The 22442-nt window shown below is 37.0% G+C and carries 13 protein-coding genes; all 13 read right to left on the bottom strand.

The window, feature by feature from the left end:
• Positions 1–10 precede the first annotated feature (10 nt).
• The 13 genes from KO493_RS09325 to KO493_RS09265 all read right to left on the bottom strand — a co-directional run bounded on the left by KO493_RS09325 (position 11) and on the right by KO493_RS09265 (position 22302).
• Entirely contained in the window at positions 11–1438 is a 1428-nt protein-coding gene (locus KO493_RS09325; RefSeq protein WP_216067687.1) for an alpha-L-fucosidase, read from the bottom strand.
• A 133-nt stretch (positions 1439–1571) separates the two neighbouring features.
• On the bottom strand, positions 1572–3311 hold the full coding sequence (locus KO493_RS09320; RefSeq protein WP_216067686.1) for a T9SS type A sorting domain-containing protein: 1740 nt from the start codon (positions 3309–3311) through the stop codon (positions 1572–1574).
• A 110-nt stretch (positions 3312–3421) separates the two neighbouring features.
• Positions 3422–5281, bottom strand: a complete 1860-nt coding sequence (locus tag KO493_RS09315) for an alpha-L-fucosidase (protein WP_216067685.1) — start codon at positions 5279–5281, stop codon at positions 3422–3424.
• Between the two features lie 22 nt (positions 5282–5303).
• Positions 5304–6893: a sulfatase gene (locus KO493_RS09310; protein WP_252723201.1), complete on the bottom strand. Its 1590-nt coding sequence runs from the start codon at positions 6891–6893 to the stop codon at positions 5304–5306.
• A 9-nt stretch (positions 6894–6902) separates the two neighbouring features.
• The gene (locus tag KO493_RS09305) at positions 6903–9083 is read right to left on the bottom strand and encodes an alpha-galactosidase (RefSeq protein ID WP_216067684.1); all 2181 of its coding nucleotides are present in this window, start codon (positions 9081–9083) and stop codon (positions 6903–6905) included.
• Positions 9084–9130: 47 nt separating this feature from the next.
• Positions 9131–10756, bottom strand: a complete 1626-nt coding sequence (locus KO493_RS09300) for a family 43 glycosylhydrolase (protein ID WP_216067683.1) — start codon at positions 10754–10756, stop codon at positions 9131–9133.
• A 26-nt stretch (positions 10757–10782) separates the two neighbouring features.
• Positions 10783–11634: a hypothetical protein gene (locus KO493_RS09295; RefSeq protein ID WP_216067682.1), complete on the bottom strand. Its 852-nt coding sequence runs from the start codon at positions 11632–11634 to the stop codon at positions 10783–10785.
• Positions 11635–11673: 39 nt separating this feature from the next.
• The gene (locus KO493_RS09290; protein WP_216067681.1) at positions 11674–14043 is read right to left on the bottom strand and encodes a right-handed parallel beta-helix repeat-containing protein; all 2370 of its coding nucleotides are present in this window, start codon (positions 14041–14043) and stop codon (positions 11674–11676) included.
• A gap of 135 nt (positions 14044–14178) precedes the next feature.
• Positions 14179–15690, bottom strand: a complete 1512-nt coding sequence (locus KO493_RS09285; RefSeq protein ID WP_216067680.1) for a sulfatase-like hydrolase/transferase — start codon at positions 15688–15690, stop codon at positions 14179–14181.
• 344 nt (positions 15691–16034) lie between these two features.
• Entirely contained in the window at positions 16035–17570 is a 1536-nt protein-coding gene (locus tag KO493_RS09280) for a sulfatase-like hydrolase/transferase (RefSeq protein WP_216067679.1), read from the bottom strand.
• 59 nt (positions 17571–17629) lie between these two features.
• Complete coding sequence (locus KO493_RS09275; RefSeq protein ID WP_216067678.1) at positions 17630–19165, bottom strand: sulfatase family protein; 1536 nt, start codon at positions 19163–19165, stop codon at positions 17630–17632.
• Between the two features lie 13 nt (positions 19166–19178).
• Positions 19179–20432, bottom strand: coding sequence for an alpha/beta hydrolase family protein (locus tag KO493_RS09270; protein ID WP_216067677.1), 1254 nt, complete (start codon positions 20430–20432; stop codon positions 19179–19181).
• A gap of 121 nt (positions 20433–20553) precedes the next feature.
• A complete protein-coding gene (locus tag KO493_RS09265; RefSeq protein ID WP_216067676.1) occupies positions 20554–22302 on the bottom strand; it encodes an arylsulfatase in 1749 nt (582 codons plus the stop codon).
• Positions 22303–22442 lie beyond the last annotated feature (140 nt).

The following is a 22442-nucleotide window of genomic DNA, read 5'->3' as shown; positions in this document are numbered from 1 at the left end:
AAACGACTTATTATATAGGCTTATTTAAGGTGACCTTAATAACAAGGTCTAGAGAATTTTTAATTGAATTAGATACTTTTATACGTACCCCATCATTGTCTTGCTCAAATGGAACGGAAACTCCATTTTCCAGATAACTAACACCGGTTACTTTAGATGGCATATGATTTAATAAAATTTCACCTGATACTGGTATATTTAAGATATGAAGATATAGTACATCTCCTTTTTTACTGGTACTAATATCTCCCCAATCTGGTCGAGTATCAAAAGGATTAGGCCGTGTATTGTGAATAGACACCCTGTTCTTTTTCATCCACTCACCAATAATCCCGTACAATCTAACAGCTTCAGGATCTAATTTTCCATTCCCCATTGGGCCGTTGTTTAATAAATAATTGCCACCAGTACAAACAGTATGTACCATACGCTCAAGCATTTCCTTTTCATCATGATAAAACACATCTCCTTTAGCTTTATAACCAAAAGAAGAACTAACGCAATCGGGAGATTCTACATATAAAGGAAGTTTTTGAGTAGGCACTTCCTTATCTGCAATGGAAACATAATCAAAAAGTTCTAGATTTTTTTGAGATACTTTTTCTTTTCCGCCTTGAATAATTCTTGAATTTATTAAACAGTTAGGACGATACTTTCTAACCACATCGCTAAATAATTTCGCACGTTCAAAAGTCATTTGCGCTGGTGTATCAAACCAAATTAAATCAATTTCATAATTCTTCATCAATTCTTCTACTTGAGGCAGGCTTTTCGCTTTGATGTATTCATCAAAATCTGGTTTAAAATCGCTAGGAAGATTCGGGTGTAAAATGGTTCGTTTCGTTCTTCTTGGGTTTAGATAAGGAGCATTAGGGTCGTCCCAATCTTGAGCTTGAGAATAATATACCCCAAACTTTAATCCGTTACGATGACAAGCATCACTTAATTCTTTAATAATATCTCTTTTAAAAGGCGTATAGTCTACGATATTATAATCACTAACCGCCGATTCAAACAAAGCAAAACCATCATGATGCTTAGAGGTTATTACGACATATTTCATACCTGCATCTTTAAAGACTTTCACCCATGCCTCCGCATTAAAATCTTTAGGATTAAATCGTTTGGCTACTTCATGATATTCCTCGACAGACATTTTTGCATTCACCTCAATCCACTCCGCATAACGCGCTTTCGGAATACGGTCTTTGTATCCACCTTCAAGTACAGAATACACCCCAAAATGAATAAACGCACCAAACTTAGCATCTTTATACCACTGATTTAATCTTGCTTCCGAATCTGGTGTTTGTTTTAAACTCGCTGGAAATCGATATTCAAAACTAGAATTATTACCCTTTTTTTTAACTGACTTTTTCTCTTGTGCTTGTAACAGACTTACCGAAATAAGTAATGCACATAAAAGTATTTTTTTCATAGCTTTACTATTTTTATTCCCTAAAATAATTTCTTAAAAACAACCGATGGGTTTTGATTAAACTCCTATTAAATTTTGTTCCTTAATACCCGTTTTTTTTTCATGGTCATCCTAAAGATGGTAGCCATGCGTTTTAATTAACAATTATTTTTTTTACTTGTGATATCGACTCTCCCGAAACCTTAATAAGGTAGAAGCCCGGTGCTAGGTCACTTAAATCAATCGCAGCATTACCGTTATTAATAATTCCAGAACGCAATATTTTACCTGTTGTGGTAAAGATTTGATACGACACAGACGCTGTATTTCCTAATTTAATATTTACGAGATCTTCAACCGGGTTTGGATAAATATTAATCCACGTACTTGAATCATTAAATACGATATCCCCTGATGATAAAGTAGAATCGCTGTAACCATTAACGATAACTTCTGCTAAAGAAAGTGGTGTAGCTGCTGAGTTTTGTAAAATGCGCACCTGCTTACCAATGACATCTCCTGCATTTACAGTGGTAGACGGGTTAGGATAAGAAGTAATTCTATGCTCAAAAACTACCAAACCATTACTGTCTAGCACCTGTACCGTGAAGTCTTCTAATCTATCCATACGGCTATCTGTACGATTGTATATGGTTATTTCGCCAATAGCAAACGCATCGGCAAGCGTTACCTCCCACCAAGCATCATCTTCTGCCGAAGTATGACTCACAGAACCATCGTTATAAACACCATTGTTATTGTTATCTATAGCCAAAGAAGCATCTCCATTATAATCTGTTGTAGATTGTGTAGCCGTTCCGTTTAAAGCAACGTTTTCATAATTTGGTTTTGGTTGCTCCTCATTGTTTTGCCCCCATTCAATGTTTGAAGTAGCATTTTCAACATCCAAGGTGACCGTACAATATTTGAATACCCGCTTGTATACATAGCCACTCTTTACTGCATCGCCTAGGGGTTCTCCCATTTCTTTATCAAAATCCTCATGATATTCCATCATACCATCGGGAGCCCAAAGTCCATCACCTGTCCAACGATAATAGGTGTTTTCATTGGCGACAATCAGGTAGGCAGCATGACTAAAAGTATGGTCGGTTCCCCAAATGCCATCATTATTGTTTCCAGAAAAAAGAATCAACACTTTTTCTTCTGGGATATTAATACAAGCATCTATCATGGTTACTGCGCCTTCCTTAGTATCCAATTCTCGTCTAAACCAGCTATCAACAAAAACACCTGCACTATGTTCAAGAAAATCTGGACCCGTTTTCCATGTCGTAGCATTTTTAGGGTTAAATCCATTCATTAATGACAATCCATCCATTCGTGACATCATACTTTTAATTTCATTGCCATGCGTACTGTAAGCGCCCTCTACACCATCGATAAAAATTCCTTCCAGTTCACTATTGTTTACAAGATTATTCATAGTTTCTACATACCAGTCATTTCGGTCTTCAATTGATAAATCCCATTTATATTTTGACCCGTCATCTGTTGTGGCCCATTCTGGGTGATCTTCAAGAACCTTTGCAGTGGACTCATTCCATAGCGGATAGGCAGTATTGATGCTATAAATTGTTATAGGTTTAATTCGCGGATTAAGCGTCTTTAAATAAGCAGCTTCGTCGATACTGGACACTTCATGTGAAGGGTTGCCATAAACCGAACGAAGATGTGTTTTTTCAAAGCAAAAAATCTCATGATGATCTACAATCCACTGATATTGTTCTTGGGTAAATCCGCCTGGAGCGTAAGTATGTCCGTAAAGCCGCGTTTTTTTCCATTCACCGGCATAACCAGGTTGGGCATGCAGATTTGCTAAAAATCCTACTATAAATGCTATAATAAGAACTGAGGGTGTTTTTAAGTTCATTGGATTAATTAGTTTAAGTTGTTAATAAATGAGGGGTTGTTATAAATAATACTTTATGTTGTTTGATTAAATTAAAGACTTCATTTTTTTATAATTAATTGGTTTTTCGTTTATTTTTTATTCTTCATGATGATCTCTAGAACATAACCATTGGTTCCAACCTTAGCATGTGTTAAATCTAATTCTAAACCATCTACGCTTTGTTTCCATGGTATCTCAGACGAATCTCCTAACAATCGTACAGACGCCACTTTGCCGTTTTCCAGTTTCAACGATTTTATTACTACAGTAGTTTCTGGGTTTACAAAAGCAATGGCATACACTTTATTCTCTTTAGCGGTGAACCAAAAATCGTGTGCTGAAAACGTTTGTGAAAATCCTTTTTTGGCACGATGTTCTGTACCTCCCAATAAGGCATCTTCATTTCCTTCACGAGTAGTAGTCCAACGTGTCGTACCATAAATAGCTTCACCATTCGTTTTTAACCAATCGCCTATTTCAAGTAAACCTTGGGCACTTTGTTCTGGTACATGACCTTCACCATCGGGTCCAATATTTAATAGGAAGTTGCCACCTTTTGAAGCAATATCAACGAGATAATACAACAACTCTTTGGTGCTTTTCCAGTCGTCGTCGTACGATTTATACGCCCACGAGTTATTGGTGGTACCACAAGTTTCAAAGTATTTCGTCATTTTTTCAGAAGCTGAAGGAATTTTATTATCTCCGGCATCCAGATAATCGCCAAAATCGAAACCTACTCTACGATTTACTAAAACTTTCGGATTGCTATTATAAACTGTTTTGTAGAATTCAAAAGCTTGATCTTCGGTGATGTAACCATCGCCATCAAACCAAATAAGTCGTAACTCAGGAAGCGCTTCTAACAGTTCGCGCACCTGAGGCAAAGCCTTTTGTGCTATATATTCAGCATGAGTATTCGGACTTGGATCCCATAAATTTTTTCCATTGGGGTGTGATAAAATCCCTAAGGAGTCGTTTACCTTTTTTACGTTTTTAAAATTGCCATCGGCACCATCGTACCAATCATTTCCGTGGGAATAATACACACCAAAGGCTAAGCCCTCTGCTAGACAGGCATCGTACAATTCCTTTACCACATCGGCTTTATAAGGTGTGGCATCAACCATGTCAAATTCTGAAACTTTTGAATCGAACAACGCAAATCCATCGTGGTGTTTAGAAGTAATCACCACATATTTCATTCCGGAATCTTTAGCTAATTTTGCGATATTTTGAGCAAAGGTTTTATCCGGGTTAAAGGTTTTAGCCAACTCGGCATATTCATTTCTTGGAATTTCAAATTTATACATGAGCCATTCTGAAACTTTTGGCCCAATAGCTGGAGCCTCTTCCATACGCTTACCTTTCCATATACCTCCGGCTTGGGAATATAATCCCCAGTGAATAAACATTCCAAATTTAGCCTGCTTAAACCATTCTAGTGCTTGTTGTTTTTCTGGTGCATTGTGCATTTTTAACCACGCGTCGTAATATTTATCGGTACCGAAACCTAAATTCTTACTGTATTGCGGCGTGATACGTACTTTATCGATTGGGGTCTCAGACCTCAATGTCAAGGTCTGTAATCCAGCTTCATTTAACTTTATAGTTTTTGCAAATTGAGATATGGTTTCTTCCTTTCCTGTTTCCCCTATAACAAAAATCGTTTCTGGATTTTCCTTTAAGGTCATACCGGCACTTTCAACCGAAACCTCACCCAAAGCTGTGTCTTGTTTTCCTTTTCGGAAGATTTGAATATTATAATCTCCTGGTCGGTCAAGTTGAAACTCCCAAGTCCATTCGCCTTCTGTTTTTTGAGCCTTTTCGGAATTTAAAACCACCCAAAAATTATCCTTTTGACTGATTTTTGTTTCCACCTCGTTTGTTTCTTTTTTACAAGCCGTCATAAAAACGACGAGCAAAACAGCTAAAATTGATAGTCGCATAGCACTTTTTTTTATATAAATTTTAATCTTTAGTCGTCATACTCCCCCACCAACTGGCATTAGGCTGAAAGTCTTTTGATAGCATTTCCATTCTTTGTTTTTCTAAAGCCGGCATTTTTTTATTTGCTGTTTTTTGCAATAGATCCGTTTCTTTCGCTTCAGAATAATTTGGATCTGGCTTCGGGTATTTAGCGCCTACTTCTGTTAAATACGCAAAAAGTTCCTTGTGTAATTGCGCTACTTTTTCAGGATATTTTGCTGCTAAATTGGTTGTTTCGCTAATATCTTCTGTTAAATTGTACAGTTCTTTTCTACCATCTTCATAATAATGAATCAACTTCCAATCTCCTTTTCTAATGATTGATGACGGCTCGCCTCCCTGGTTTCCATAATGCGGAAAATGCCATATAAGCGGACGCGCTTTAATGGTCTTTCCTATAAATAATGGAACTAAGCTTACCCCATCGTTATGTTCGTTTGGTAACTGCTCTGCCCCAGCTAAATCTAGAAATGTCGGGTAGAAATCGGCTCCAGTAACAGGTTCGTCTATTTTATTTCCGGGTTTAGAAAGTCCTGGTACTTTAATAAAATATGGTTCTCTAATTCCGCCTTCAAACTGATATCCTTTACCTGCTCGTAGCGGTTTATTACTTGTTGAAAAATTATCACCAGCGGCCACCCCTCCGTTATCGGAAGTAAATACGACCACCGTATTTTCATCTAATCCTAAGGCTTCTAACGCATTAAGAACCTCGCCTACGGCATCGTCCATTTGCTCAACCAACCCAGCATAAACTGGATTATCTTGCTCCTGGCGAATAGGCATATACTTACCCATAGCATACCCTTTATCGGCAACACCTTGAGCAATCGCTTTATCGCGATACTTTTGCCATTTTTCATGTGTGGTCTGGATGGGAGAATGCACAGCATAAAAGGACAAGTAAGCTAAAAATGGTTTCCCTGTTTTTTTAGGATCATTTTCTTTCATAAAATGCACCGTTTCTCTTGCCAAACGTAATGATAAATTATCGCCATCTTTACCATCTTCTAACATTGGATTCCTATAAGGAGCGAAGTAACCACCTGCAGGACCTCCTTTAGTCCACCCGCCTTTATTAATCTCAAACCCATGATCTTCTGGCCAAGACCCCTTGTCTCCTAAATGCCACTTTCCTGCAAAAAACGTCTTATATCCTGCTGCTTTTAAAGCTTCAGGCATCGTAATAAATTTTGCAGGTAATTGATGTGTGTATTCCGCAGGAAGCATTTTACTAAAACGATTCCGCTTACGCCAGGCTTCCCCAGAAGGAGAACCAATATGAACAGTGATATCGTGTCTTGGTGTAAATTTACCTGTTAAGATACTTGCACGAGATGGGCTACAAACACGACTAGTTGCATAGCCATTGGTAAATACCATACCTTCTTGAGCAATACGATCGATATTTGGCGTTTCATAATAGGTACTTCCAGAAACACTTAAATCGGTATATCCCAAATCATCTGCCAAGATGAATAGAATATTAGGTTTACTTTCCGTGTTTTGAGCCATCACAGGTACCATACCCATAACCACAAGCCCAACGACCATAGCGTGTAATTTATTCATATTTTAATTTTATTTTTCTTCCGTTAACTTAAAAACAGCACTCTCAAGAGGTCTTCTTAAATTCACCCAAATGCCTACATCCATAAGTACCGCTCCAGACACCAATTGATTATTAAAAGTGATGTGTGATTTTTTACCTTCTAAATTCACTTCTTTAACTCGGTAAATCGTCTTTGGGTTTAGCCCATGCATTTTCACGACATTTCTTTCATTTCGGCGATGATGTTCGTGACTATAAACCATTAACAAGGCTTCTTTTTTATTTTGTGACACATAATTTAATGCCGCATAACCATCATCGTCATAAGGAGACAGTAAGCGATATAAATCTCCAAATTGAACTATGGGTCTAATATCTTTATACAAAGCAACCGCCTTTTTTGCAAACTCTACTTCATCGGGCTCTAAATCATCAGGACGTAATTCAATGCCCAAACGACCACTCATGGCCACATCAAATCTAAACTTTAGTGAGGTTTCTCTTTTTGTTTGATGATTAGGTGATTTTGTAACATGAGCCGCCGTAGCTATGGGCGGATAAATATGATTGGTTCCCCATTGAATGAACAAGCGCTCATAGGGATCGGTATCATCGCTGGCCCAAAACTCGTGCGTGTATTTCATCGACCCAAAATCTACACGGCCACCACCCGAAGCACAAGCCTGAAAGATAGTTTTGGTATATTTTTCCTCTAAACGTTTTAAAACACGCTCCAATCCTTTTGCATAATCGATAAAAAGATGGGATTGATTTTTTTTATTTAAGTAAGTTGACCCAAAATTTTGTAAATGCCTATTGGCATCCCATTTCACGTATGCTATTTTGGGGTGCGCTTTTAAAATACCGTCTACCGTTTTAAACACAAATTCCTGAACTTCGGGATTAGAAAGATCGAGCAATAATTGATTTCGCTCCAATAGGTTTCCACGTTCATTTTTGCGTTGTATAATCCATTCTGGATGCTCTTCTGCCAATTCACTTTTAGGATTAACCATTTCAGGTTCTACCCAAAGTCCGAATTTCATGCCCTTAGAAACTGTGTAATCAATAAGATCATCTAGTCCTTTTGGCAACTTTTTGGTATTAACCTGCCAATCGCCTAGACCAGATTTCGCATTATTTCTTGGGTATTTATTTCCAAACCAGCCATCGTCTAAAACAAAAACCTCAACCCCCATTTCTGCCGCACCATCCATCATGGCTTTAAGTTTCTTAGCATCGAAATCGAAATACGCGCCTTCCCAACTGTTTAAAACAATAGGCCTTAATTCATCGCCGGCTCTAAGGTTATAGGTCTTAGCCCAACGGTGTAAATTTATGGATGCTCTATTTTTCCCTTCATCGCTATAAGTTAAAATCATGCGAGGGGTTTCAAAAGATACTCCTGGATTTAACGTGTATGCTGAAGCAAAGGGATTTATACCACCAATCATTTGGCAACGTGCTTGATCATCCACTTGAAAGGACAAACGAAAATTACCAGTCCAAGCCAAGGCACCAGCAATCACTTCTCCTGAATTTTCTTCAGCTTGACTACCAAGAGCTAGCATAAACGACGGATTTTCATATTCTGTCGTACGAACGCCGCGTTTGGTTTCAATGGTTTTTATGCCGTTTGTTAGCTTTGATTCGTTAAACTGCATCTCTTTAGAATGACTGCCGTAGAACTGTGACAAGTAATAGTTGGTTGCTTTAAAGCCAATTGCCGATGATGCAAATTGTGATAAAGTTACAGCCTGCGATTCGTTATGATGAATCGTTGTCCATTGTTCGATTACATTTTCTTTTGCATAAGCGTTGAAGTGTAAATCGACAAAAAACGCCTTCTTATCATCCTTTAGATGAATAACAGTCTGCTGGAGATTTCCCGCCGTTTTTTGTACATGATCAACATAATACAAATCGGTCGCCATGGTGCCATCGGCATGTGTTGCCAATAAAGCTACTTCGTCTGATGCGCCGTTACCAAAACTAGGATAAGCTTCATTAAAAACTACTTTCATGTGCTCTAAACCTTGCCTATGTTCAAGGCGAGAGCCATAATGTATTTGATATACTTTTTTATTTTCTGAAACCTTAAAAACCAATGCGTTTTCATAAGTTTCAATAGGTATAAGCTGTGCATACAGGTTCGTCTGAAACACATAGTATACCACTACAAACCATAAGATTTTTTTAATATTTACCATTTTAAGATTAATCAACTCAACTTCATGTTACTCTAATTCCCTACGAATTACTTCTCCTTCAATACCACATCATCCCAATAGCAAGTACCATTGAAATCTGAAGACGTTAAACAACGTAACTCTAAACTTTTTAGCCCTTCACTATTGAATTCACACTCAAACCGCTGCCATTTATCATGTTTAGAATTAGCATCTAGCTTAAAGTTGCAACTATCTGTAGCACCGTTAGGATTAAAAACAACATGCCCAACACTGCCTTTTTCAATTTTCAAAAGGACACTTAACAGGTACGTTGTATTAGGTTTTAAATCTACTTTCTGAACCAATGCTTTGGGTTGTTTCGACCCCGTATATTTTAAGGCATAGTACCCTTTTGCTGAATTATCTTGAAACCAGGCATAAGGGTTATTTGCTCTTGTTGGCCAAAACTTGAGTTCGCCCTGTGTAGCCAATTCAAAAGAACCATTTTTAACTAAATTCTCTTCTGTATTTTTATAAATCTTAAGAGATGAAATGGCATCGTTACATCCAAGTGCTTCTAAATGGATTCTATCTTCTTCAAACTTCCATGACTTCCCTTTAAAATGGTCTTTTTCAAAAACTTCCACAGTATAACCTGAAGGCACTTGAATGGATGAAATGGCATTATCCATGATTTTATGTTTCTTTAAATCGGCTGTTGAATATTCGCCTAAACCTAAACTTCCGAACATTTCATTGAAGTTTTTATCTTGATGAAATGTTGGTAATGCTACGCCTAAGGTTTGTTTAACCATTTGAATGGTACCATCTTCATTAAAATAAATTGGATCAAAACAAACAGAACGGTTAGTAGCTATACCACCAGATAAATTCCCGTTATGATAAAACACATACCATTGCCCTTTATATTCCACTACAGAACCATGCATGGTAATAACATCTGTACTTCCCACGAACACGCCTTTACATTCAAACGGACCATAAATATGGTCACTTACAGCATAACGCATTTTATTTCTTTTTGGAAAATCGTCTGGATAAATAATATAATATTTCCCTTGTCGCTTAAACATCCACAAGCCTTCTCTAAAACCATCTAGACCTTTAATTGGGTGCGGTTCTCCTTCAACCTCCATCATATTATCTTTCAGCTTATATCCCGTAGGGTCTCCTTCGCCACCAATAAACAAATAGGATTGTCCGTCATCGTCAGTAAAAACACACGGATCGATTAAAGATTTTATGCCTTTTATATAGTCGTGTACTTTAAAATTGGATGCCGGACTTTTGCTTGTCGCCACCCCAATTTTCCAGGTATCTCTTCCTGCTCCCGATCTATGCGGGAAATAATAATAGTAGGTTCCGTTTTTATAGGCACAATCTGGAGCCCACATAAAGCCGCCTTCTTTTCGCCCCCATTCTACTTGTCTTGAATGTAAAATTTCACCATGATCTTTCCAAGTAATCATATCATCTGTAGAAAACACATGATAACCATCCATGTTTTTATAACCTTGGGGAGGTGTATGATCTGCTGAAGGGTACACATACAAACGGCCATCGTCCCAAACATGGGCAGAAGGATCGGCAGTAAACATATGACTCACAATAGGATTCGATCGTCGGTTTTGAGCATCAAACTCAGGAATTGTAATAAAAACTAATAGCGTAAAAAGAATTTTTATTTTCATTGAAAGTTAGTTTAACCAGTTTGTTTTTATTCGTTTATAACATATTTATTCCAAAAGGATTCGATATCATTCGCTTCCTTTCCTAAATTGAAAATGTACCAATTTTCAACACAATCGGAAAAATCGATGCCCCCTACTGCAATCCATTTATTGGTCCAATCCCCAACCCATTCATCACAAACTTTATCTGCCGCGGTCCAAATTTTTCGAGTCGCTACATTTGGGTTATTATCAGATTTAGCTAAATCCAACCATTTGTTATCTTTGGTACGGTAGCCCGGTGTTTTATTATCACTCGTATTACCATCATCAATCTTTTTATACACCGTGTTGTCTTTCAACCATTCCAATTCCTCTGGAGTGGTATTCTTTTCATTATAGCGGCTGTGTTGCACAATAATTACCTGTTTTTTAATTGTCGTTGGAGTAATACCTTCAGCTAACACAGCTTGTAAAACATCGTAAGTGATATTGGATTGCCCTGCTTCTTGAACGAACACGTTTCCTCCCGATTTTAAAATGGGTATCACTTTGTTTTTAACGCGTCTAACCGATTCGTTCCAATGTTCATGCGCATTAGTCCAGCGCCTATTTTCTGCACCAAACAACACATTAAAATATTTAGGAACTGCTGAAGTAATAAAAAGATGATCTTGATCACCATAAGCTCCAGCCACAACATAATAGTTCAACTTATCAAAATCCGGATGCGCTAACATACTCGCGAAAGCAGCCGCCGCCATCACATCATCTTCATCTGGTTTTAGATCAAAATTTGCTAATAGAAAATCGGTTTGTTTGTTAAAGGTTTGTGCGTCTATATTAAAAACTGACAAAACAGAAAATAATAGTGCTACGACTAAGACATTAGATTTCATAAAAGGTTTAATTTTTAAGGTTGGATTTTATAGACATCTTTATAGAGATGCTTTTATTACTATATCTTGCTGCTCTCTTACCACTTTTAGGATAATTTCTGAAGCTTTTGTTTTCTTCATGAGTCTAAAAAACTGATTCAGGTTAGCTGTTTTCACCTCATTAACCGCTAAAATCAAATCACCTTCAAGTAAACCTATTTTTGCTGCTTTCGATTTTTTTGGTACTTTTATTAAGGCAACACCACCGTCTTCTTTAGAAACGCCATAAGCAGAAAATTCCATACCAGATAATCCGCTAACAGAAGCTCCTAACCAAGTAAGGTTTGCGCCTTTTTTTGCAGCTCGTTTATTTTTAAGTTGTTCTGAAACACCTAAGGCTGGAATTATTGGGGTTTTAGCTATCGCTTTTAATGCTGGTTTTTTTACACCAAATTGATCCATTGGAAAGTTTTTAAAACCAATATCGAATGCTGGCGAACCTGCTTTTACTCTAAAATCGCCATTAGCAGGATCGATGAATAAAGGATCGGCAACAATAGAATTTTCATCCCATCCAAATTTTTGAGTTAATTCTGAATTAAAAATAAGGTTACTATCCACGCGCTTTCCGGGGTTTTGTGCGGTTGGCACTTTTACACCTTGATACACAAACATGAATATATTTGAAAACACTTCATCTTGACTGTTTTCATACCACACATGCGGATGAAAGGTATTGTTTACTGTAATGTTATTCCAAGCACGTCTTCTATACCCTTCACGAAGTTTTAAACCACCAGATAACATCAAGTTATTATAAATGTCGTAATTGGTAGACCCATCGTCCAAATCGATATCCCAACCATGATCACAACGCCAACGGCTGTTTCTAATAATGGTTGTTTTTATTGCATCGGCAAAAGGTAATTCAGGATATTTTGCGATATCAAAGCCTTTAAGTCGCCAGTAACGGTCACGACCCCAAGAATTAAATGAACCGTGATCGTGCGTTTCCAATACCGTATTAAACACATCGCAACGCTCAATTAAATGTCCGCCAAAAGCCCCATCACCAACATTAATACCAGAACGCGCACAGTCGTAAATCGAACAATCTCTTACGGTTATTTCCATAGCCATTTCTATTTGAACACCGGCTGGCTGACGTTCTACAGTTCCCACATTGTGAATCAAACAATCTTCAACCGTACTTCGTGCTGGGTAATTTTCCGTTTTTGGTCCTGGTGTTTTATCAATTTCTGAAACGTCATTCTTTTCGCCATATTCAAATAAGGGATTGCGTAAAGCATTTGGATCACCCACAAAACAAACCCCACTAGCACCAGTATGGTGAATGTAATTTCCCTTAATTAAGGCATCGCGATTATAATTATTTACAAAAATGGCATTTCCTCCAAGCTGATCAAATTCACTATCTAAAATCTGAATGCCTTCCGTTCCAGTAAGCATGACTGCACCACCTCTAAAAATGGCCCAATCGGAACGCAGCATCGGTTCTTTAGTTTCCATAAACGTTCGTGCTGCATGTTTAAAAACGAAACCTTGTAAGGTTACGTTTTTTACAGGTTTTTTAAGACTCCCCTGAAAATCTATCAATTGCTTTAAACGAACCACCTCAACAAGTGCCTTGTCTATATTTACGCTTGCCGTAGGTTTGTAATATAAGGTTTGTGTTTCTTCATTATGAAACCACTCTCCTGAAGCATCTAACTCTTCAAAGATATTTTCAACCATGCGGTAATCGGCATGCATTCCCATTTGCCGGTTGTTTTGCCAGCCGCCTTCGTAAGTCACTTCGCCTTCGGCATTTTTTCCAGTAATGATATAATGATAACCTCCCCATTCTTTAGCGTGCATGGCATGAATATAACCACCTTTCGGATTCTTCCATCCTGCAGCGCGTTCCTTAGAAAACGCATCAGCAGCATAGCCTTGATAGGCAGCCGTTTTTTTGCTAGCATCATAATTAGGGTAACGTGCCATACGTTGATTTAACCCATCAATAAATACTTGATCAATTTGTACCCCTTTAGGTGTTTTGGCTTGGAAGATTCCATCTTTATAAGGTTTCCATGTCAAGTCTAGTATTAGACCACCGCTTAAAATAGCACCACCCTCATTTTGCGCGCGATAAATAATTGGATACTTTTCTGATCCTGAATCCTTTGGAGTAAATACCACGGTTTGTGGTAGATAATATACACCATCGGAAAAATAAATCGTTACTGCTTCCTTCCCGGCAAACTTTCGTGCTTTTTGTTGTGCGGCTTCAAAAGTCGCTAAAGGTTTGTTTTTAGTGCCGGTATTAGAATCGGAACCCCTGGGACTGACGTAGATATCCATGGCATAGGCTGTCGATAAAAAACCTACTATTAAGAGGTAAAAAGATGTCAATATATATTTTTTCATGTTCTATATAATTTTATATTTTTTTAGTTAATTCTGCTTTAGCTTCTTTAAATACGAATTACACCTTTGCATAATTCAATTGTTAGCCTCAATTTTATTTAGGATCCTCCCTTTAAGGCAAATCCCCTATTATTATTATTGAATTTCTTTGTGTTTTTTTTCAGTTTCTATCCTTAGCCTCTTTAATACTTTAGCATACTTTTTATCACTTACTACATTATTCATCTCATGAGGATCATTGTCTAAATCATATAATTCTTCAATTACAGGGGTATGCTCATAATAAATGATGTATTTAAACTTTTCATTCCTAACTCCTCTAGATCTATATGACTCATTGGCATTAATGAGTTCTTGATTTACGGATTCAATATCTTCATTTTTCCTTTTTTTATGTAAAATATTAATAAATAGACTCTCTGAATACACCGATTTTTGCCATTGTTTTCTGTTTTGAGTTTGATCTAATATGTCTGTAAAACTTTTGCCTTGCATCTTTCCTGGTGTTTCTATTCCTGCAAAAGACAATATGGTAGGCGCTATATCTACTGATGATATGAAGGCATCTTCTCGATATCCCCTTTTTTCTTTTGTTTTACGACCATCAAAAATTATTAATGGGGCTTTTATAGATTCTTCATAAAGAATGGCCTTATCATAAAGTCCTTGCGAACCATGAAAACGACCGTTATCACTTGTATAAATAATTATGGTATTATCAAGAATGCCCATATCTTCCAGTTTCTCAATCAATCGGCCGACCTGCTGGTCTACGGTATAGCCTTGAGTTGCAAATCTTCTTACTAATTTTTGATATAATTCTGGTGTCGATGTGCGCTTCATATGTAGTGTCACCCCTCTCCAATGGTCAAGTAATTCTGGTAGTTTGGTATTTTTCCCTTCCACCCAATTTTCTGGAACACTAAAATTCTTATTCTCAAACTCCTTGACATGAGGAGGATACATATCTTTATCTTTATCATTTTTTACTGCATAAAAACTAACAGATAAGCAAAATGGTTTATCCTTAGGCTGCGTATCTAAAAAATGTAACATCGCATCACCTGTTTTTAGCGTTCTTTCATTAAGGGGTCTGTTTTCATCATAAATTTCCTTTAATCTTGCATCCTCAGGCCAAGCTTTAAAGGCGCCACTAAAATGAACACCATTTCCTGCAAAATAATCGAAGTATTTCCCTAGGTGTTCTTGTAAATCATAACCGGAAACCCCTCCCTTTGTATGGTACGCCGTATCGGTAACAGCAAAACCAAATTTACCTACAAACCCTGTACGATATCCTGATTGTTTTAATTGAGCTGGATAGGTATCTTCAAAATCTGTTTTTGAGAAGGTAAGGTTGTATGGGTGAGTAAAACCAACTTTATGATTAGATAAATAACGGCCAGACATCATTGTAACTCTACTAGGCATGCAAATGGCAACAGGATAAAATGCTCGATCAAAAACAACACCTTCGTCTGCCAATCGGTCTATATTTGCAGTTTTAAACTCTGGCCTTCCGTAACATCCAAAATTATCCCAACGTTGATCATCGGTCATCAAAAAAATAATATTTGGTTGCTGAGCAAACCCAGACATATCAAATATTAAATATAAAAACACTATGCCAATCTTTAAAAGTTTCATAATTCTATAAGGTGTTTTGAAAGAATAAAGTCGCTTTTATCCTCAAAGTTTATCAAGTTCGTTTTACAAATATTTAGTGATTTAACCTCTACTAACTTATCTATTACGTTGAAATTTAAAAGTTTAAAAAACCAATAGCATGTCGATAAAAAACCTACTATTAAGAGGTAAAAAGATGTCAATATATATTTTTTCATGCTCTATATAATTTTATATTTTTTTAGTTAATTCTGCTTTAGCTTCTTTAAATACGAATTACACCTTTGCATAATTCAATTGTTAGCCTCAATTTTATTTAGGATCCTGCCTTTAAGGCAAAAACCTTATTATTATTATTATTATTATTATTGAATTTCTTTGTGTTTTTTTTCAGTTTCTATCCTTAGCCTCTTTAATACTTTAGCATACTTTTTATCACTTACTACATTATTCATCTCATGAGGATCATTGTCTAAATCATATAATTCTTCTATAACTGGTTGATGTTCATAATAAATAAGGTATTTATACTTTTCATCCCTAACCCCTCTAGATCTATAAGATTTGTTGGCCTTAATAATCTCTTGATTTGCGATTTCAAAATCTGGATATTTTCTTTTAGAATGTAAATCGCTTATAAAAAGACTCTCTGAATACACCGATTTTTGCCATTGTTTTCTGTTTTGAGTTTGATCTAATATGTCTGTAAAACTTTTGCCTTGCATCTTTCCTGGTGTTTCTATTCCTGCAAAAGACAATATGGTAGGCGCTATATCTACTGATGATATGAAGGCATCTTCTCGATATCCCCTTTTTTCTTTTGTTTTGCGACCATCAAAAACAATTAATGGGGCTTTTATAGATTCTTCATAAAGAATGGCCTTATCATATAGGCCTTGTGAACCATGAAAACGACCATTATCACTTGTATAAATAATTATGGTATTATCGAGAATCCCCATATCTTCCAGTTTCTCAATCAATCGGCCGACCTGCTGGTCTACGGTATAGCCTTGAGTTGCAAATCTTCTTACTAATTTTTGATATAATTCGGGCGTCGATGTGCGCTTCATATGTAGTGGTACACCTCTCCAATGGTCCAGTAATTCTGGTAGTTTGGTATTTTTCCCTTCCACCCAATTTTCTGGAACACTAAAGTTTTTATTTTCAAACACCTTGACATGAGGTGGATACATATCGATATCTTTATCATTCTTTACCGCATAAAAACTAACAGACAAACAAAATGGTTTATCCTTAGGTTGCGTATCTAAGAAATGTAACATCGCATCTCCAGTTTTTAGGGTTCTTTCGTTAAGGGGTCTGTTTTCATCATAAATCTCATTTAATCTTGCATCTTCGGGCCATGCTTTAAAGGCGCCTCTAAAATGTACACCTTTACCTGCAAAATAATCGAAGTATTTCCCTAGGTGTTCTTGTAAATCATAATTAGAAACCCCACCCTTGGCATGGTAGGCTGTATCGGTAACAGCAAAACCAAATTTACCTACAAACCCTGTACGATATCCTGATTGTTTTAATTGAGCTGGATAAGTAGCTTCAAAATCTGTTTTTGAAAAAGTAAGATTGTTTGGATAGGAAAAGCCTACTTTATGATTAGACAAATAACGACCAGACATCATGGTTGCTCTACTAGGCATACAAATGGCAACAGGATAAAATACTCTATCAAAAACAACGCCTTCGTCTGCCAATCGGTCTATATTTGCAGTTTTAAACTCTGGCCTTCCATAACACCCAAAATTATCCCAACGTTGATCATCGGTCATCAAAAAAATAATATTTGGTTTTGAGTTTTCAAGAGACTTATTTTGACTTATAACAGAACACGTCACAAACAAAAACAGTAATGCGCTTTGTAATGGATTAAATGATTTCATTTCTATATATTTTATTTTTTAGTGCGTATTAAGAACTCGTTAATACACCTTTGATTCTTTTACTTTTCTGCTTGATACATTTTTAATAGCATTTTCATCTCTTTTACTTTTTCAGGATGTCGGTTATATAGATTTGTTGTTTGATTTAAATCCGTTTCCAAATTATAAAGCTGTGCAGGTGGTGCATCTGCTTTTATTTTACCATTTTCAATATCACTATTGACTTCTTTGGCGAATGATATGGCCGCTGGTCCACCAAAAGCATGTGTGCCCTGTTTTTTAGAAGCAAAACCTCCACCTCCTTGAGCACCGATATATAACCAGTTTCCTTTACGAATTGCCAAATGAGATTTTCTTTTAGGTGCTAAAAGCACTTCGTCTCTTATCTGTTTATTGGTTTCACCAGTAATGGCTTTCAATATATTTTTACTATCCTGTCCTTGTCCTTGCTCCAATTCCTGTTTTGTAAGTGCTGCGAAAGTTGCTAACATATCTACATTACAGATCAATTGATTAGACACCTCACCACCATCAATTTTATTGGGCCAATGCGCTATAAAAGGAATACGATGACCACCTTCCCAAGCATCAAACTTAAAACCTAATAAATCACCATTTAATTTGTGTCCATCTTTCCAAGCTTTTTGACCAGTAGCATTAAACATGCCGCCATTATCACTTGTAAATATTACCAATGTATTATCGGCTTCATCCATTTCTTTCAAGGTGTTCATAACCTCACCAACAATCCAGTCTAGCTCATGAACAAAATCGCCATACAAGCCACTTTCACTAGTTCCTATAAATTGTGGTGCTGGCGTAAACGGATGGTGAATGTTTGTTGTAGCAAAATACAGAAAGAAAGGATTGTCTTTTTGCTCCTTCATCCAAGCCATTGCTTTCTCTTTTAAATGGGTTCCAACCTGATCATCAACATATAGGGCATGCGCCTCATCTGCTCCACCAATATGATCCAAATTCATTTTTTCAAAAACGTCTTTTGTTTTGGCTTTTTCTCCATATACAAATGGGTCGTCTCCTGTTAGTCCAACCACATTATGATTTTCAACATATACAAAAGGAGGATGGCTATTTACCACTGGAACACCGTAGTAATAATCAAAACCAAGTTCGTTGGGACCGGGAGCTAATGGTTTATTCCAATCTACGGGCTCTGTTGTTCCAAAACCAAGGTGCCATTTTCCAACACAGGCTGTTGTATAACCTGCTTTTTTTAGCAAGGAGGCCAATGTTTCCTTTTTGGTATCAATTACGAGTTTGTTTTTAAGAAAAACAGGATTGTTTAAATCCCCGTGTCGAATAGGGTACTCTCCTGTTAGTAAAGCATATCGCGATGGGGTACAAACAGCAGAAGCCGAATGCGCATCTGTAAACATTCTTCCTTCTTTAGCTAATTTATCGATGTTTGGTGTTTGAAGTTTTGTTGCTCCATAACAACTTAAATCTCCGTACCCAAGATCGTCGGCATTAATCAACACAATATTGGGCGGTTGTTGATTTACTTGTGCCAAGCATAATGGACTCCATATTGAAAGTATGCATAATATTAAACTAGCTTTTCTAAGGTTTTTCATATCCTGTGAAATGTTATAATTCTATAAGTTGTGTTGAAATAATAAATCCACGCTCATCCTCCAAATTCACATAATAGGTTTTACAGTCTTTTGGAAGTTCTACCACTACCGATTTATCTTTTGCATGTAATTTTAATGGTTTAGAAAACCAAGTGCCTGAATGCGGATGCTTTTCACCTTCTAATTTTGTATAGGTTAATGGCTCTTTTTGATAATACAAAGTGGCTTTCAAAACAGGTACTTCGGAAGCATATTTCACCACACTTTTTCCTTCTGAAGGTTGTTTTGTGATACGGCCTAAACCTGGTGATTTTCCTTTTAAAATATAATCTGCAAAGGCATAAATCTCTGGAACTTCATTGGGTCTCCACCCCGGAGGATGTCCATGCTTCATACCGTGATGAATACTCATAAACGCGTGGTCTTTGGTAACATCAAAGGAATGTGATGTAATATTTAATGAAAAATGAGCATCGCTATCACCATTTACCCAAAGTGTTGGTACCTTAGCTTTAGAAAATTGACGCGCAGGATCCCAGAATTTTTTCTTTTCAATAACTTCCGAACTATTATCGCCTTCATCTCCAAAATGTCCTTTTGACTCATATAGAAACCCCGCACCGTAAACCGGTATGGCGCATTGTAATCGGTTATCAACTCCAGATACCAAGCTGCTTAAAATTCCGCCCCAAGAGATTCCTGTTATACCAATGCGACTGGCATCAACCTCTGGCTGTGCTGCTAATAAAGAATGTCCTAATAAAATATCGGAAACGGCATGATACATCCATTGTTCCTTTAACGGTAGTTCTATATCATCAAAACGTCCTACACGTTGCGGGCCACTAAATTCATGCACAAATTTACCTGCGCCTTTATCGTCATGTACATGCCCTTCTAAACTCATCGCTATGGCTGCATAGCCTCTATCATTCCAAATTTTTACCCATTCGTAAAACGCGCGTCCGCCGCCACCATGTACCAAAACCATAGCTGGTACAGGTGTCTCACTTTCAGGAATCCCCATATAGGCAAAGGCTCTAGTGGGTTTCCCTTTATAATCGAGGGTTTCGTAAAAAAGCGCTTTGATATTGCCTTGGTCTAGTTCGGGTTTCCAATACAGTTTTGGTGTTTCAAAAACTGTAGCATCGAGTAATTTGGTTAATGGCGCTTCTTTATTTTGTCCAAAAAAAGTGGTACAAAACGAAAACACTATTATTCCTAATATTGATTTTAAATGGATATATTTTGATATGATTTTATTCATGTTCTGACTCTTAAAACGTCTTATTTATGTTTTTTTTCTATTATTATACTTTAGTGAACCACTAAATTAATCGGGTTAAAAACTTTTTTAAGTGGTTTTTTCATAACTTAAATTATACACATTAAATTTCTTCAACTTCAGTAAAATAGGCGCCACCAACTTCTTCTTTTTCATTATAAAGATAAGTTGTGAGCTGAGTTTTCCCCTTTGGAAGTTCGATTTCAAAAACAACACCCTTACTTCCAAATTCCACTTTTGATTCTCTTTCTAAACCAGCAATTTCAATTTTTGCTCGAACTGCTTTTACGACCTTATCAGCTTCCTCCGGAAACTGCCTAAGTGTAAGACGATATTTTCCCGCTTTTTTCACATTTATCATCCAAGGTCCCGTTACTTTTGGAAGTTTTTTGATAGAACCAAAATTCCACGGCGGATTGCCACTGGACATATACCAATCTTGAGAACATAACACCACTTTCTTTTCTGCTGGATTCCCAATATCAATTGAAACAGGAGTCATCCTAGGCGCAACAGACTCCCAAAAGGGTGGGTACAACTTACGTAGTTCTGCCACAATCTTAGGATTTTCTATAGCAACATCATTTGTCTGTGCTAAATCGGTCTTTATATTGTAAAGTGCTTTGCCATTTATAAGTCGCCAATCGTCTTTAATTATACAAGAATCATCCCATGGTTTGGGATCAGTTTTAAAATACGCCCCACCTTGAAATTGAACGATAAGGTGATTACGACTTGCTTTAGATTTTGGGTTTTCTAATACCGTTTTAAAAGAAATTCCATCTGGATGATGCGTCTCTGGAACAGATATACCACATAAATCTGCTAATGTTGGTAAGACATCAATATGAGCTGCTAAAGCATTTATATCCCGGCCACCCGTTAACTTTCCTTTAGGCCAATAAATGAAAAAAGGTACACGATGCCCGCCTTCATAAATCGAAGATTTTTTTCCACGCATCCCAGCATTATAACCTTGAATGGACTCACTATCAAGCCCTTTGAATTTACCACCTTTGGCTGTTCCATTATCAGACATAAATATAAGAATCGTATTATCGGCAATTCCCATAGTTTCAAGCTGGTTACGAAGCAAGCCAAGATTATAATCAAAATTAGCTATCATTCCATAAAATTCTGGCCCATTGGCCCAACTTGCTTTACCTTGGTAAGGATCGCTCCATTTTGAATCGACGAAATATGGCCCATGAGGTGCGTTTGTGGCCAAATAAAGAAAAAAGGGGTCTGTTTTATTTTCATTTATAAAACGTTTCGCTTCGTCAAACCAAACATCGGTACAATACCCTTTTAACGTTTCAAATGTTCCATTACGCTCATAAGTATCATCAAAATAATCATTCCCCCAATAGTCGGAAGCTTGCCCAACACCACCACTACGATGCCATACCACATCTTGAAACCCTTTATCTTGTGGACGATGAGGTGCATTATCTCCAAGATGCCATTTACCAACCATTCCTGTTTTGTATCCGTTCTCAGAAAACACGTTCGCAATGGTCTGCTCATCGGTATGTAACATCGTTCTTCCAGAACTCGTACGATATGCTCCAGTTCGTGCTGGATAACGCCCCGTCATTAAAGCTGCACGTGTTGGTGTACAAAACGGACTTACATGAAAATTGGTAAATCGAATAGATTCACTATGCAACCGATCTAAACTGGGTGTTTTCAAAACGGAATTGCCATGACAGCTAAGATCGCCATAACCTTGATCGTCGGTCATAATCAAAATCACATTAGGTTTACTATTTTTAAGGGCTTTGTTTTGGGCTAAAACGGAGCTCGGTATTATGGTTGTAAAACCTATTAAAAAGCACAAAAATCTAAACATCTTTTGCATCTTACCCATTATTTTTTGATTCCATTTTTAAAATACCCATAGCCTATTATTACTAATTTTAAAGTTGAACTTTCACGACTTCTCCTTTAAAAAGAAGACTTTGTTCATTTCCAATCCCTACTATTACAAGG

This window comes from Pseudotamlana agarivorans, assembly GCF_018860245.1.
GTDB lineage: Bacteria > Bacteroidota > Bacteroidia > Flavobacteriales > Flavobacteriaceae > Pseudotamlana > Pseudotamlana agarivorans_A.
The sequence above is the reverse complement of the archived record's forward strand: the minus strand, read 5'-3'. Positions and strand labels throughout refer to the sequence as shown.